Origin of the sequence: Salinicola sp. MIT1003, assembly GCF_001858555.1 — a bacterium.
Taxonomy (GTDB): domain Bacteria; phylum Pseudomonadota; class Gammaproteobacteria; order Pseudomonadales; family Halomonadaceae; genus Salinicola; species Salinicola salarius.
On sequence record NZ_MCAP01000057.1, the window covers coordinates 151,279 to 165,227 of the forward strand.

The following is a 13,949-nucleotide window of genomic DNA, read 5'->3' on the forward strand; positions in this document are numbered from 1 at the left end:
AGCGGGCCGGTGTGTGTGAAAGCGGTCGTCAGGGCGTCTCGGCCTGCAGGCCGACGATCTTGCCGACGCCGGCGTTCCACTGCTCGAGCGTTTCGGCATCGACGCGACCGGCCCAGGCGGGCAGCACGACTTCTTCGAGAGCCTGGTGAGCACGATCGATATCGGCCTGGGTCGGCTTGACCAGCGTCATGCTGGCCGGCTTGCCGGATGCGCACTGGCCCTGTCCCGTCAGGCAGGCAATGCCACGTTGGGTTTCGGTCTTGGAATTCGCCCACACCGGCGCGGTGAACTGCTTGTCGACCTGCTCCTGGATCAGCTGCTGTTCGTCCGCGCTCAGGCTGTTCCACTTGTCCTGGTTGACCGCGGTGATGACGTAGTCCCAGCCGCCAATGGGCAGCGGCAGCATGTGGCTCGAGACGTCGTACCAGCCGGCGCTGTAGCCTGACATCGAACCGGTCACGGCGCAGTCGATCACGCCGCGCTCGAGCGATCCCGGCACTTCGTTGAACGCAATGTTGAGGCTCTGAGCGCCGAGGGCTTCGAGGAATTCACCGGTGGAGCGGCCGCTGCCACGTACCTTCTTGCCTTCGAGATCGGCAAGGCCCGAAATCGGCGTGTTGCAGAACAGGACCTGGGCGGGGTAGGGAACGATGGCCAGCACGTGGCTGTTGAAACGCTCGTTCATCGTCTTCTCGGCGATGGGGCGGAAGGCATCCGCCACCGCCCGGGCCTTGTCGGTTTCGGTCGCCATCATCGGCAGGTCGAGACCTTCGAGCTCCGGCGCATCGCTGACGGTGTAATCGCCCACCGTCATGCCGACATCGAACAGTCCGTCGCCGAGATAACGGAAGACGTCGCCGCTGGCGATGCCCATCTGGTCGAAGCTGGTGACCTGGGTGGTGATATCGCCATCGCTGGCTTCCGGCAGCGTCTCGCTCCAGAACGGCTGCTCGAACTTCTGGTGCAGCTCCAGGCTGCCCCAGCTGCCGACGACATTGAGTGACGTTTCCGCCACTGCCGAGGTGGCAACGCTGGCGCTGAGTGCGGCGGCAATCACTGCGGCCGCGGTGCGGGTTCGACGGAGAGGTTTTGCAGGGTTGCAGATCATGATGGTGAGCCTCGCTATTGGCATTCGTTGTTGATGTTGTGTCGTACTATCGACGTTGCGTCGAGAATCGCCCGTTTGGCTCGGGCTAGCCGTACTTCCAGTTCTAGCCGTACTTCAGTCGATGGTTGGGAATGTCGGTGATCAGCATGTGTCCCGGGCTGTGCGTTATCACCAGCGGGAGTCTTGCCGCTTCGATGGCGGCCTGGGGCGTGACGCCGCAGGCCCAGAAAACCGGCAGCTCGTCGTCGTTGACGACCGGGGCGTCGCCGAAATCCGGCCGGGCAAGATCTGCGATCCCCAGCGATGCCGGCAGACCGATGTGAACCGGTGCCCCGTGAACCCGCGGCATGTCGGTCGTGATCTGGATGGCACGGATGGCATCGGCCGGCTTGAACGGACGCATCGAGACGACCAGGTTGCCGCCGAATGGACCGCTGGGCGCGAGCGGGACTCGTGTGCGGTACATCGGCACGTTGCGATCGAGCTGAATATGGCGGACTTCGAGCCCGTCGGCGATCAGGGCATCCTCGAACGAGAAGGAGCAGCCGATCGAAAAGGTGACCAGATCGTCCTGCCATAGATCGGCGATATCCGTGGGCTCTTCGCTCAATACCCCGTCGCGGTAAAGACGGTAACGCGGTACGTCGTGGCGCAGATCGATATCGTCACCCAGTGATCGCGGATGTGGATCGCCGGGATCGGTAACGTCGAGCAGCGGGCAGGCGCGCGGGTTGCGCTGACAGAAGCGGAGAAAATCTTCGGCGTAACGAGCGGGCAGGATTACCAAGTTGGCCTGGGCGTAACCTGGCGCGAGCCCGCTGGTATGACGTTGCCACTGGCCTTGGCGAATGGCCTGGCGGGCGGCGAACGGTCGGGATAAATCGGTCGAGGCGATCATGTCGATGACTCGGTTGTGATTATGGTCTCGACAATAAAAAGCGGCAATCGATAAGGCAAATCGATTTTTTTGATGTTAACGGATAGGAATAACCTTTCATTTGCTGGAATTGGCACCCGGAAGCGAGGATTGCTGATCGAGCCGAGCGATCTCGATCGCCAGTTCCGTGACGCCCTCGGCCAGCGATTTATCCAGATGTTGTGGCCAGGAGGCGGTGAATTCGAGTTCGGGCAATTCGATGGGCAGTTCGATCAGCTTGCCCTCGGCCAGCTCCTCCCGAACCAGCCGTGGGGGAATGGCACCGAGCCCGAGGCCATCCAGCGTCATTCGCACGATTGTCCATAGCGAACTCGAGCAGTGCAGCTTTAAGTGTTCGAGTTTCTGCTGGTGGAGCAGCGAGCCCAGTTCGCGATAGGGCCGGCTATCACGGGCGAAGGTGATCAGCGGCAGTCCGTGCACCCGATGAAGGGAGAAGTGAGCGGGATCGAGCCCGAGGCGCGGGCTCGCGATCAGCCCCATGGTGTAGTGGCAGAGAAATCGGTTGAACACTTCCTGAACGTTGACCGGCCCCATCAGAAACGCCATATCGATGTCACGGTTGTGCAGTTTGGCGGCCAGCCCCGGTGAGCTGTCCACCTCGAGCTCCAATGTCATCTCCGGAAAGCGCCGCGACAGTTCGGCTAGAAACTGGGGTAGCCAGCTGTGGGCGATGGATTCGACAACCCCCAGGCGCAGCGTGCCCTGAAACGGGGTTGCCAGCTCCAGCATGGTCATGGCTTCTTCGCGAGCTTCCATCAGGCGCAAGGCGTGACGGTGGAACTGACGCCCTTTCGGTGTCGGCTTGATCGGCCGCTGGGTACGTTCCAGCAAGGGCTCGCCGACGATGGACTCCAGCCTTGCGATACGATCGGACACCGAGGGCTGGGTCAGGTGGAGATGGCGCGCCGCGAGGCGGAACGATCCCAGCCGCACGATCCAGACGAAGGCTTCGATTTCCTTGAAGTCGAACATGACGGGCTCGCTCGGGTTGCGGTGGGGAACGGTGGCACAGGGCGCCCGCCAGTATTGCATAGACGATCGCGCGCAGGAGATGGGCGATTTCCGCCATGGTCGGATGTCCGTGCGCGCTTCGGGCCGCTACAATGGGTCACCCTTTCTGTATCGGACGCGGCCGATTCGCTTCACGAGAGCCGCTTCACAAGAGCCATCGCGTCCGTGCATTGTCATCTGACCGTGACACCACGACACAAGCCGACCGTCACCTTTCGCTGCATCATCCAGCCGGCCTGTGTCGCTCAACCTCTGCCCGACGTGGCAGCCAGACTGCCCTCGCGGCGAACAGACGAAAATGAGGAGTGCTTGATGAGCCAGGATTTCCCGGACGACAATTTTCCCGGCAATACGGACCACCGCCGTCGCCATTCCGCCAACGTGGTCGATGGTCCCGGCAAGGCGGCCAGCCGTGCGATGCTGCGCGCCGTCGGTTTCACCGATGAAGATTTCAAGAAGCCTCAGGTCGGTATCGCTTCGACCTGGAGCCGCGTCACCCCGTGCAATAGCCATATCAACGTCCTGGCGGAAGCGGCCAGCGACGGCGCCGATGCCGCTGGCGGCAAGGGCGTGATCTTCAACACCATCACCATTTCCGATGGCATCGCCAACGGCACCGAGGGCATGAAGTACTCCATGGCCTCGCGCGAGATCATCGCCGATTCCATCGAGGCGGTAGCCGGCTGCGAAGGATTCGACGGCGTGGTCGCCATCGGCGGCTGCGACAAGAACATGCCCGGCTGCATGATCGGCCTGGCGCGCCTCGACCGCCCCGGCATCTTCGTCTATGGCGGCACCATCCAGCCCGGCGCCGGCCACACCGATATCGTCTCGGTGTTCGAGGCGATGGGCGCCTACTCCCAGGGCAACAAGTCGCTGATCGAGGTCAAGCAGATCGAGGAGACCGCGATCCCCGGGCCAGGCTCCTGCGGTGGCATGTACACCGCCAACACCATGGCTTCGGCGATCGAGGCGATGGGAATGAGCCTGCCCAACTCCTCGGCCCAGGAAGCCGTCTCGCAGACCAAGCACGACGATTGCCGCGCCGCCGGCGAGGCCGTGCTCAAGCTGCTCGAACTGGACCTGAAGCCGTCCGACATCATGACCCGCAAGGCGTTCGAGAACGCCATCACCGTGGTCATCGCCCTCGGCGGTTCCACCAATGCCGTGCTGCACCTGCTGGCGATCGCCAATACCGTCGGTGTCGAGCTCTCCCTCGATGACTTCACCGAGATCGGCAAGCGCGTTCCGGTACTGGCGGACGTGCGCCCCAGCGGCCACTACATGATGAGCGAGCTGGTGGCGATCGGCGGTATCCAGCCGCTGATGAAGATCCTGCTCGATGCCGGCATGCTGCATGGCGACTGCATCACCGTCACCGGCAAGACGCTGGCCGAGAACCTGGCGGACGTGAAGCCGTATCCGGTCGATCAGCAGATCATCAAGCCGCTGGACAAGCCGGTCAAGGCGACCAGCCACCTGCGCATTCTCTACGGCAATCTGGCGCCGGAAGGGGCGGTGGCGAAGATCACCGGCAAGGAAGGCACCCGCTTCACCGGCCGCGCTCGGGTATTCAATTCCGAAGAGGAAGCGCAGGCGCGGATCAACGATTTGACCGTGGTCGCCGGCGATGTCGTGGTCATTCGTTACGAAGGGCCGAAGGGCGGTCCTGGCATGCGCGAGATGCTGACGCCGACCTCGGCGATCATGGGCCGCGGCCTCGGCGACAAGGTGGCGTTGATCACCGACGGTCGCTTCTCCGGCGGCAGCCACGGCTTCGTGGTCGGCCATATCACGCCGGAAGCCTTCGTCGGCGGCCCGATCGGCCTGATCGAGGACGGCGACGAGATCACCATCGACGCCGAGAACGACGTGATGACGCTGCATATCGACGATGCCGAGATGGAGCGCCGCCGCGCGGCCTGGAAGCGTCCGGCACCGCGCTACACCCGTGGCACGCTGGCCAAGTACGCGCGTACGGTCAGCTCGGCGTCCAAGGGGGCAGTCACCGACCTGCCCGAAGCGCTGGACGACTGAACCGGCGCCGGGCGATCGATGCCGTTTCGCATCGACGCTAGCCGTACGAACGCCTCGAGGTTTCGACCTCGGGGCGTTTTCGTTCGCGTACCGATTTTTTCCGCATGCTAATGAATTCAGTTCATGAAGTGGCTGCATAACTTTCATGCCGTCATGCGCCTATCCTCATCGCCGCTTGGGTATCCTTGGCGGCCTGTGTTTTCGGCGGCGCTGCGCCCGCCGACCCTCTCGCCGCCTTCGAACCGGCCAACAACGCCAAGGAAAGATCATGAAGACCAGTCGCGATCGCATCATCACCACGCATACCGGCAGCCTGCCGCGAACGCTCGAACTATCGAAGCTGCTGGTCATGCGCGAGCAGGGGAAGCCGGTGGACACCGCGGCTTTCGATAGCGAGGTCGCCCGCTGCCTGGACGGGGTGATCGCCGCTCAGCTCGACGCCGGGCTCGACAGCATCAACAACGGCGAGGCGCCGCGGGTCGGCTTCTCGACCTACGTCACCGAGCGCATGACCGGCTTCGGCGGGGAAGGGCGGCGCAAGCCGACGCTGGATATCCAGCGCTTCCCCGGCTACGCCGAGCACATGGCGCGTCAGATCGGGGTCTCCGACGATCTCGCCAAGGTCTGGAACACGCCGCTGGCCCAGCGCGCCGTCCAGTACGACCCGACGTTGGCCGGGGTCAAGGCGGAGCTCGCCTCGTTCGATGCCGCGCTCGCCAATCGCCCTCAACCGCTGGAGACCTTCATGACGGCGGCGTCTCCCGGCGTCGTGACCACGACCATGCTGCGGGCGGAGAACAACCCGGACTATCCCACCGACCGCGACTACGTGCTGGCGGTGGCGCGGGAAATGAAGCAGGAGTACGAGGCCATCGTCGCGGCCGGTCATGTGCTGCAGCTCGATGCGCCGGATCTGGCCATGGAGCGGGTGATCATGTTCGGCGATGACGATCTGGGCACGTTCCTCGAACGGGTCGAGCTGCACATCGAAGCGATCAACCTGGCACTGGAAAACATTCCCGCTGACAAGGTGCGGCTGCACGTCTGCTGGGGCAACTGGCAGGGGCCGCACCAGGATGATGTGCCCGTGGCCGAGCTGCTGCCGATCCTCTACCGGGCCAAGGTCGGGGCGCTGAGCATTCCGCTGGGCAACCCGCGCCACGAGCACGAGACGGTGTCGTTCAAGACGCATCCGCTGCCGGATCACATGCTGCTGATGCCGGGCGTGATCGACGTTACCACCAACTATCTCGAGCACCCGGAGGTCGTCGCCAACCGTATCTGCGCCTCGGTGGCGGCCATCGGCGACCGTGAGCGTGTCGTCGCTGGCACCGACTGCGGCTTCGGCACCTTCGCCAGCTATGAGTTCGTCGCCCAGGACGTGGCCTGGGCCAAGCTCAAGGCGCTGAGCGAGGGCGCGGCGATCGCCACCCGTCGGCTGTGGGGCTGAGCGTTCATTGCAAAACGTAACCTTGCAGGCTGTGGCCTTCTCCTATACTGCGTGGGCAAGCGGCACAACAGGGAGAAGTGCAATGTCGATGAAAGGGATGAAGAATGCCGGTGTGGGGTTGGCGCTCGGCGCGCTGCTGTTCGGCGGCGGGGCAATGGCACAGGACAAGACGAGTGATCAGCCCAATCTGGACAAGCAGTCGGGAGATCAGACCAACGAGCAGGAGGACGCCCGCGAGACGGGGGTTCAGAAGAATGGGGTCCCCAAGCTCGCGCAGGAGTGCCGTGATCTTGCCGTGCAGAAGGATGAACAGTCCGAGGAGATAGATGGCAAGTCCATCTACGAGACCAACGCCAAGAATTACAAACAGGGAGAGGAGTTCGAGCTGCTCGTCGATCTGCTTGGCGCGGGTAACGCCAAGTACAACCTCACCTGCAAGATCGACGCCGACGGCAACATGAGTTACGAGGGTATGGAAAAAACCGCGACCGTCAAATCCAGCCCGGGTGGCGCTTGAGTCTATTCCTTTGGCTACGCCATGGCTTCGCTGCGACGCCATGGCGCGGTTGTTTTGTCCACACATCTGACGGGTTCGGACCAGGGTAGCGATGGCAGAGGCGATTCCCTCGGCAACGTTCGAGACCGACGCTCCTGTCGGCGTCATTTCGGATACTCACGGGCTGCTGCGAGACGAAGCGCTGGCGCTGCTGGCCGGTTGCTACCCGCTGTTCCACCTGGGTGACGTGGGCGATCCGGCCATTCTCGAGCGACTGGCCGAGCTCGCGCCCGTTCATGCCGTCCGCGGCAATATCGATATCGAAGGCGAATGTGCTTCCTTGCCGTTGCACCGGCGCCTGGTGATCAATGGCCGGGCCCTGCAGCTGGTTCACGATATCGCAGATATCGATCCCGGGATGAGCTGTGAGGCCGTGCTGCACGGCCATTCCCACAAGCCGCGCAACGAGTGGCGGGAGAGCGCCAGCGCACGCCAGCTGTGGTTCAACCCCGGCGCGGCGGGAAAGCGCCGCTTTCGCCTGCCCATCACGCTCGGCAAGCTATGGATCGACGAACGCGGCATTCGCGGCGCTATCGTTCACCTGCCGTTATGAACGGAATCACTCGTCTTCGGGCGTGATTCGAATCAGCGCGCCGTTGCTGGCATCCGTCAGCACCCATAGCGCGCCGTCCGGCCCTTCCGTCACGGCGCGCACGCGGCCGAGAGATTGTGCGAGACGCTGCTCGCCACTCACCCGTTCCCCATCGAGCGCGAGCCGAACCAGGCCGCCCGGCGAGAGCGAGGCGATGATAAGATTGCCCTGCCAGCCGGGGAAGCGTTCTCCCTGGTAGAAGGTCATGTCGCCCGGAGCAATGACCGGGTCCCAGTAGTAGATCGGCTGCTCCATGCCTTCCTTGGCGGTCAGACCCTCGCCGATGGGCGCGCCGTTGTAGTCCTCGCCGTAGGTGATGATCGGCCAGCCATAGTTCTTGCCGGGTTCCGGGACGTTGAGCTCGTCGCCGCCCTTCGGGCCGTGCTCGATCGTCCATAGTTTGCCGCTTTCCGGAGATAGCGCGGCACCTTGCACATTGCGATGGCCGTAGGACCAGATCTCGGCCAGCCCGTCTTTTGCGACACTGGCGTTCTGACCATCGGCGAACGGGTTGCCATCGGGAATGGAGCCGTCGGCGTGGATCCTCACGATCTTGCCGAGATGGGTGCTCAGATCCTGTGCCAGTTGCCGGGATTCGGGTAGCGAGCGCTCTCCCAGGGTCACGTAGAGCCTGCCTTCGTTGTCCCACACCAGCACGGAGCCGAAATGCTTGGTGGAGTCCCACGCCGGCGTCTGGCGGAAGATGACTTCCACGTCTTCCAGGCGGCCGTGGTCCTGGCCGAGAACGCCGCGAGCGACGGCAGTGCCGTTCTTGCCATCGCCTCGGGGCTCGGCGTAGCTGAAGTAGATCCGACGGTTATCGGCGAAGTCGGGATCGAGACTCACGTCGAACAGCCCGCCCTGGCCGCGGGCGTCGATCTCCGGCAACCCCTCGATCGGCTCGGACAGCGTGCCGCTCTGCAGGTCGACGGCGCGCAGGCGTCCGGGGCGCTCGGTCACCAGCGCCAGGTCGTTGTCGACAAAAGCCAGCCCCCACGGGTGGACCAGCCCCTCGGCCACGGGCGTCGTGGTCAGTGCGACATCATCCTCGAGCGCGGGGGCGCGGGTCTGGCGTTCGAATGCCGGCGTCTGATCCGGTGCGTTGGGCGGGCCGCCCTGTACCGGCTGCTGGGCCAGCGTCTCGCCGCAGAGCGATAGCAGCAGGGCAGTGCCGGACGAGGTCACGAGGCTTCGTATCATGTCAGTCTCCATGGGGTTGGCATCGCGCTTCCTTTCTGACTGTAGCAGCCTTCCGCGCGAGCGGGCGGCATGGCGAGTCGCATCGTGGCGCTAAGCGACATCCGAACGTGAGATTGTCGACAAACCCTGCCCGGTATTAGCCAAAGTTGATATCATTAGCCTTTTACCGGAGCTTGACCTTGTCTGCTGATTCCTCTCCGCCGCGCTTGTCTCCCCCGACATGGATGCGTTGGCTGCTGCTCGTCCTCGGCTGTGTCATCGCCAACCGCGCATTGAATGCGATCCATATGCCGGCTGGCGGCTTCATCGGGCCGATGGCGGTCTCGATCACCTATGGCGTCATGGTCGGTGGCCTGAGGCTGCCCCGCATCGGCTTCAAGCTCAGTCAGGGCGTCATCGGAGTGCTGATCGCCCAGACGCTGACCCTGTCGGTGCTGTTCAAGATTCTCGATGCCTGGCCGGTCATGCTGATCGCCACGGCGATTACCCTGCTGTTGAGCCTGATCGTGGGGATCGGGCTGGTTCGCTACGGCGGGCTTCCGGGATCGACGGCAGCCTGGGGCACGACGCCTGGCGCCGCCGCCGCCATGGTCGCGATGGCCGAGGAGAGCGATGCCGATCCGCGAATCGTGGCGGCGATGCAGTACGTGCGCGTGGTCTGCGTGGTACTGGTGGGAGCGCTGGTCAGTCATTATCTGGGTGTGACGGATAGCGGCAACGCTGGCCATGCGGCGGCTCTTCCCGTCGACCTGGGCTATCTGGGCAACCTCGTCGCGACGCTGGCGGTGGTTGCCATTGGCGTGTGGATCTTCGATCGACGGATGCCCGCCGGTGCGCTGCTGGGGCCGGTGGTGGTGGGGAGCGTGCTGCATCTGACCGGGGTAATCACCATCGTGTTGCCGCAGCCGCTGCTCGAACTGGCTTACGGCGTCATCGGTACCTACGTGGGGCTGCGCTTCGACCGCGAGACGGTCCACAACATTGCCCGTGCGTTGAGCAAGATGATCTTCGCCTCGCTGATGCTGATTGCGCTATGCGCCCTGTCCGCCTGGCTGATGACCCTGCTGATGCATACCGAGTTCATCACCGCTTATCTCGGCACCAGCCCCGGTGGCCTCGACTCGATGACGATCATCGCCATCGATACTCATGCCGATGTCGGACTGGTGGTAGCGTTGCAGACGCTGCGACTGTTCACGGTCGTACTGGTGGGGCCGGGGATGGCGAGACTGGTGGCGCGTTTTGCCAGACCTTCGACGGCGTAGAACCCGGTGTTGGTTTCGAGTCATTCGAGCCGCTCCGGCCCGGCTAATCGAAGCTCCACTGCCAGCGCTTGTGAGTGCGCTTCGAAGGCTTGGCCGGGGTATGGCTGCGTACCCGGCTGACCCAGGCCTGGCGCGCCTCCCAGCGGATCAGGTAGACGGTCTCGCCGTCGCGTAGCGGCGGGTTGGCGGGATCGATCAGCACCGCCTCGAACCAGCGCGACAGATGGTAGACCTGCAGTTTTCCGCTAACCGGATGGGCGGCCACCTGAACGGCAATTTCCGCCCCTCTGCCATCGGTGGGAAGCATTGACGTGGCGAGCCAAGCTGACAGGCCCGGGCGGGAGAGACGCCGATAAACCAGTACGAGAGAGGCCAGGCCCAGGCACAGTGCTATCTCTTCCGGCGTTTGATTGAACCATTGATCCATGGGGTCTCCCCTGCTTCTTGACGCGATAGCCTCTATCGGTGGGCAAAGTCGTTATTTCTTACGGTGCCTGCTTGGGCTCCTTTCTCTCTCAAATCCAGCATTGCTGGCAGACCCGACATGCCTAGCAGAATACGGATCGCCACTACCGCTCTCCACATTAGAACGGTAAACAATTGCTGTCTTACGTAGCGATCGATAAGGATTGCTATTGCCGATCCAGCGGGAGGCCGTGCTGGCAAACCAGTCGTATCGGTGCGCATGAAGGCGGGCATGAAAACGCAAGGCCCCGATCCTGGGATCGGGGCCTTGCGCCTTGACGCGGCGAGTCTCGAAAGAAACCGCGCGTCGTCGAGCGTGCGGAATCACGCCCGGCGGGTGGTGACGATTACTTGACCTTGAAGTACTTGTCGTAGATCTCGTCGTAGGTGCCGTTCTGCTTCAGCGTGACGAGGGCGTCGTCAAAGCGGTTGGCGAGCTCCTTGTCGCGCGGGCGGAAGGCGATACCGAAGCCTTCACCGAAATACTTCTCCGGTTCGCTGATCATGTCGCCGACAGTGACGTAGTTGCCCTCTTTGCTGTCCAGCAGGGTGGACTTGCCGACCGGGAAGTCGAGGAAGGCAATGTCGACGCGTCCGGCGTCCATGTCCAGCACCAGATCGTCGGCGGTGGAATAGCGGCTGATATCGGCATCGTCACCGTACATGTCGGTCACGTAGTTGTCCTGCAGCGTGCCGCGCTGGACGCCGATGGTCTTGCCTTTCAGCGACTCGGGATAGACCGTGTCGATACCGCTGTCGGCGGCGGCGAACCATGCAGAGGGCGGCTTGATGTACGGATCGGAGAACAGCACGGTCTGGCGGCGCTCGTCGTTGATCGTCATCGACGACATGATGGCGTCGTACTTGCGTGCCAGCAGGCCGGGGATGATGCCGTCCCAGGCTTGAACGACCCATTCGCACTCGGCCTTGATCTGCGCGCACAGGGCGTTGCCGAGTTCGATGTCGAAGCCGGTCAGCTCGCCTTCCGGGGTACGGTATTCCATCGGCTCGTAGGGAACGTCGACGCCGATGCGCAGCTGTTCGGTATCCTGGGCCTGGGCGACACCCGCGATCAGCGCGGCGCCGAGCAGGCTGGTAGTCAGCAGTTTCTTCATGGATCGCTTCTCTCTTGTGATGCGTGAGTTCTTGTGTGTTGCGACTCGGTTCCGGTCCGCTCACCGCCTTTTGAACGGTGAACGCTCCCTGACACTCGATGGGCGACAACCGCAGCATAACCAATGCTTGTACGGTTGAATATCGCCGCAATCAACGCCTGGTTCACGGCGCCAGCAGGTAGCCGCTCCGGTGGCTGTGATGGCCGGCGATATCGGCGACGATCATGCCGGCAGTGGCCATCCGACGCTGGCTGCGGGCGTAGAACATGCCGGCCTGAGTGGCATGGACCGGCTCGACGCGATCGCTGATCGGATCGATGATCTCGGCGATGAGCTGGCCGGCTTCCACTTCGATGCCGGGTTCGGCGTGGAATACCAGCAGACCGCCGATCGGCGCATGCAGAAAGTCCATCGCCGCCAGTTCGGTGGCCGGATAGGCCAGCTCGGGCAATGCCGGGGCCTCGCCGGCGACGAGCCCTAGATGCCGCAACCAGTCGATGATCGCCTGGGCATCGTGGCCGGCCAGAGCATGGTCGACGTCACACTGGCCACGCAGCTCCAGCGTTACCGATTGGCAGCCGTAGTCGAGCGGGAAGCGCGCGCCGAACGTCTGCTGCAGCTGTTCCCACACCAGCGTGAAGCACTCGTCGAACGACTGACCGCCGGAATCGGTGGCCAGCATGCTGGCCTTGGCGCCGAAGTAGCGCGCCAGCGGCTCGAACACCGGCCAGGCCGCCGGCGTGGTGTAGAGATGTTCGACGGCATCGAAATCGCAGTGGAGGTCGAGCACGAAGTCGGCGCGGCAGGCCAGGCGCTGCAGCGTCAACCGCATCGACTCCAGCGTGGTGGTCGGTGTGATCGACGCCAGCGCGGCTTCGAAACGATCGCGAATCACCTGGCGATTGTGGGCGATGTCGTCGGTCAGCACTGTTTCCAGTCCGTCGGCAATGTTACCGGCGACGTTCACGTAGCGACGGTTGAAGTTGGTCAGACTCTCGAAATCGTAGCGCCCCAGCGGCGTATCCATCAGTTGCTGGTCCAGCCCCACCGGGTTGGCGACGGGCACGAGCGTCACGCGGCAGGCCAGCTGCCCCTGGGCCTCGAGCTCGGCGAGGCGCTGCTTGAGCGTCCAGGCGACCAGCATGCCCGGCAGTTCGTCGGCATGCAGCGCGCCCTGTACGTACAGATGCCGCTCGGCATCCGCCGGGCCGAAATGAAAGCTGTCGATGTAGCGTTCGGTGCCCGGCACCGGGCTGATCAAAGGGTGCTTCTGGTGTTCCACGACACTTCCTCGACTCGAGAATCATGAGCCCGGTCGCTGGCACTACGACCAGCGACCGGACAGGGCGGGTTTATTCGGCGCAGTCCTGCTCGCTCGGGCGTACCGACAGATTGTAGTCGAAGTACTTTTCCATCAGCTCGTCGAAGGTGCCATCGGCGTAAACCTCGCAGATCGCCTTGTCGAACTTGGCGGCCAGCGCCTTGTCACGCTGGCGGAACGCCATCGCCGCGCCTTCCCCGAAGATCGAGGTGGGCGTCTTGATGCTGTCGCCGAGCTGCTTGTAGGGGCTGTCGTCCTTGCGGAAATCGATGGCGTCGTTGGCGATCGGGAAGTCTTCGAAGGTCAGGTCGAGCCGGCCGGACTTGAGGTCGTTGACCACATCCTGGGAAGAGCCGTAGCGGTGGATATCGAGAACGTCGCCGTATTCCTGGGTGACGTAGACGTCACGGATGGTGCCGCGCTGTACGCCGACGGAGAGCCCTTTCAGGGAGTCCTTGTCGTCGATGTCGATATCGCGATCGCGTGCGGTAATCCAGACGCTGGGCGTGTTGTAGTAGGGCAGCGAGAACATCACCTGGCGCTCACGCTCCGGCGTGATCGCCATCGACGACAGGATGGCGTCGTACTTGCGTGCCAGCAGACCCGGAATGATGCCGTCCCAGCCCTGTTCCACCCAGCTGCACTCGAGGTTGGCGCGGGCGCACAGCTCGTTGCCGAGATCGATCTCGAAGCCGTCGAGATCGCCATCCGCGTTACGTACGACGAAGGGTTCATAGGGCACGTCGATACCCAGGCGAATGGCATCCTGGCTTTCCTGGGCCATGGCCTGACTGAATGCCTGACCGGAGAAAAGGGCGCCCGCGATAAGCGCACTGGTGATCCACTTGTTCATGAGAAGCTCTCTTTTGTGTATGTGGTGGCTTGTAGGTGA

13 protein-coding genes are annotated in these 13,949 nt (G+C 63.4%); 5 read left to right on the top strand and 8 right to left on the bottom strand.

Translation table 11 applies throughout. The features are described from left to right. Nucleotides 1-28 precede the first annotated feature (28 nt). The 3 genes from BC443_RS15755 to BC443_RS15765 all read right to left on the bottom strand — a co-directional run bounded on the left by BC443_RS15755 (nucleotide 29) and on the right by BC443_RS15765 (nucleotide 3,017). Complete coding sequence (locus BC443_RS15755) at nucleotides 29-1,057, bottom strand: TRAP transporter substrate-binding protein (protein ID WP_247643305.1); 1,029 nt, start codon at nucleotides 1,055-1,057, stop codon at nucleotides 29-31. Between the two features lie 154 nt (nucleotides 1,058-1,211). Further along, nucleotides 1,212-2,006 (bottom strand): putative hydro-lyase, encoded by a 795-nt coding sequence (locus tag BC443_RS15760; protein ID WP_071232776.1) that lies wholly within the window; start codon nucleotides 2,004-2,006, stop codon nucleotides 1,212-1,214. 96 nt (nucleotides 2,007-2,102) lie between these two features. Then, a complete protein-coding gene (locus tag BC443_RS15765) occupies nucleotides 2,103-3,017 on the bottom strand; it encodes a LysR family transcriptional regulator (protein ID WP_071232777.1) in 915 nt (304 codons plus the stop codon). Nucleotides 3,018-3,368: 351 nt separating this feature from the next. Between BC443_RS15765 and ilvD the strand changes: the two genes are divergently transcribed. From ilvD to BC443_RS15785, 4 genes are all read left to right on the top strand, one after another. Continuing rightward, entirely contained in the window at nucleotides 3,369-5,093 is a 1,725-nt protein-coding gene (ilvD, locus tag BC443_RS15770) for a dihydroxy-acid dehydratase (RefSeq protein ID WP_071232778.1), read from the top strand. Between the two features lie 268 nt (nucleotides 5,094-5,361). After that, entirely contained in the window at nucleotides 5,362-6,543 is a 1,182-nt protein-coding gene (locus BC443_RS15775) for a methionine synthase (protein WP_071232779.1), read from the top strand. Between the two features lie 82 nt (nucleotides 6,544-6,625). Next, complete coding sequence (locus tag BC443_RS15780) at nucleotides 6,626-7,060, top strand: hypothetical protein (protein WP_071232780.1); 435 nt, start codon at nucleotides 6,626-6,628, stop codon at nucleotides 7,058-7,060. A 91-nt stretch (nucleotides 7,061-7,151) separates the two neighbouring features. Next, nucleotides 7,152-7,652 (top strand): metallophosphoesterase family protein, encoded by a 501-nt coding sequence (locus BC443_RS15785; protein WP_071232781.1) that lies wholly within the window; start codon nucleotides 7,152-7,154, stop codon nucleotides 7,650-7,652. 6 nt (nucleotides 7,653-7,658) lie between these two features. Here BC443_RS15785 and BC443_RS15790 read toward each other — a convergent pair whose 3' ends face one another. Next, a complete protein-coding gene (locus tag BC443_RS15790; protein ID WP_210766296.1) occupies nucleotides 7,659-8,891 on the bottom strand; it encodes a PQQ-dependent sugar dehydrogenase in 1,233 nt (410 codons plus the stop codon). 179 nt (nucleotides 8,892-9,070) lie between these two features. Between BC443_RS15790 and BC443_RS15795 the strand changes: the two genes are divergently transcribed. Then, on the top strand, nucleotides 9,071-10,156 hold the full coding sequence (locus BC443_RS15795; RefSeq protein ID WP_244179823.1) for an AbrB family transcriptional regulator: 1,086 nt from the start codon (nucleotides 9,071-9,073) through the stop codon (nucleotides 10,154-10,156). A 43-nt stretch (nucleotides 10,157-10,199) separates the two neighbouring features. Here the strand turns inward: BC443_RS15795 and BC443_RS15800 are convergent, their stop codons facing one another. The 4 genes from BC443_RS15800 to BC443_RS15815 form a co-directional block, all read right to left on the bottom strand. After that, complete coding sequence (locus tag BC443_RS15800) at nucleotides 10,200-10,583, bottom strand: hypothetical protein (RefSeq protein ID WP_071232784.1); 384 nt, start codon at nucleotides 10,581-10,583, stop codon at nucleotides 10,200-10,202. A gap of 385 nt (nucleotides 10,584-10,968) precedes the next feature. After that, nucleotides 10,969-11,736: a transporter substrate-binding domain-containing protein gene (locus tag BC443_RS15805; RefSeq protein WP_071232785.1), complete on the bottom strand. Its 768-nt coding sequence runs from the start codon at nucleotides 11,734-11,736 to the stop codon at nucleotides 10,969-10,971. 163 nt (nucleotides 11,737-11,899) lie between these two features. Continuing rightward, a complete protein-coding gene (locus tag BC443_RS15810) occupies nucleotides 11,900-13,018 on the bottom strand; it encodes a succinylglutamate desuccinylase/aspartoacylase family protein (protein WP_071232786.1) in 1,119 nt (372 codons plus the stop codon). A 70-nt stretch (nucleotides 13,019-13,088) separates the two neighbouring features. Next, the gene (locus BC443_RS15815) at nucleotides 13,089-13,910 is read right to left on the bottom strand and encodes a transporter substrate-binding domain-containing protein (protein WP_071232787.1); all 822 of its coding nucleotides are present in this window, start codon (nucleotides 13,908-13,910) and stop codon (nucleotides 13,089-13,091) included. Nucleotides 13,911-13,949 lie beyond the last annotated feature (39 nt).

Coding starts and splice junctions, on each gene's coding strand:
- BC443_RS15760 (WP_071232776.1), bottom strand. CDS start 2,006: ATGATCGCCTCGACCGATTTATCCCGACCGTTCGCCGCCCGCCAGGCC.
- BC443_RS15775 (WP_071232779.1), top strand. CDS start 5,362: ATGAAGACCAGTCGCGATCGCATCATCACCACGCATACCGGCAGCCTG.
- BC443_RS15785 (WP_071232781.1), top strand. CDS start 7,152: ATGGCAGAGGCGATTCCCTCGGCAACGTTCGAGACCGACGCTCCTGTC.
- ilvD (WP_071232778.1), top strand. CDS start 3,369: ATGAGCCAGGATTTCCCGGACGACAATTTTCCCGGCAATACGGACCAC.
- BC443_RS15800 (WP_071232784.1), bottom strand. CDS start 10,583: ATGGATCAATGGTTCAATCAAACGCCGGAAGAGATAGCACTGTGCCTG.
- BC443_RS15765 (WP_071232777.1), bottom strand. CDS start 3,017: ATGTTCGACTTCAAGGAAATCGAAGCCTTCGTCTGGATCGTGCGGCTG.
- BC443_RS15790 (WP_210766296.1), bottom strand. CDS start 8,891: ATGATACGAAGCCTCGTGACCTCGTCCGGCACTGCCCTGCTGCTATCG.
- BC443_RS15780 (WP_071232780.1), top strand. CDS start 6,626: ATGTCGATGAAAGGGATGAAGAATGCCGGTGTGGGGTTGGCGCTCGGC.
- BC443_RS15805 (WP_071232785.1), bottom strand. CDS start 11,736: ATGAAGAAACTGCTGACTACCAGCCTGCTCGGCGCCGCGCTGATCGCG.
- BC443_RS15815 (WP_071232787.1), bottom strand. CDS start 13,910: ATGAACAAGTGGATCACCAGTGCGCTTATCGCGGGCGCCCTTTTCTCC.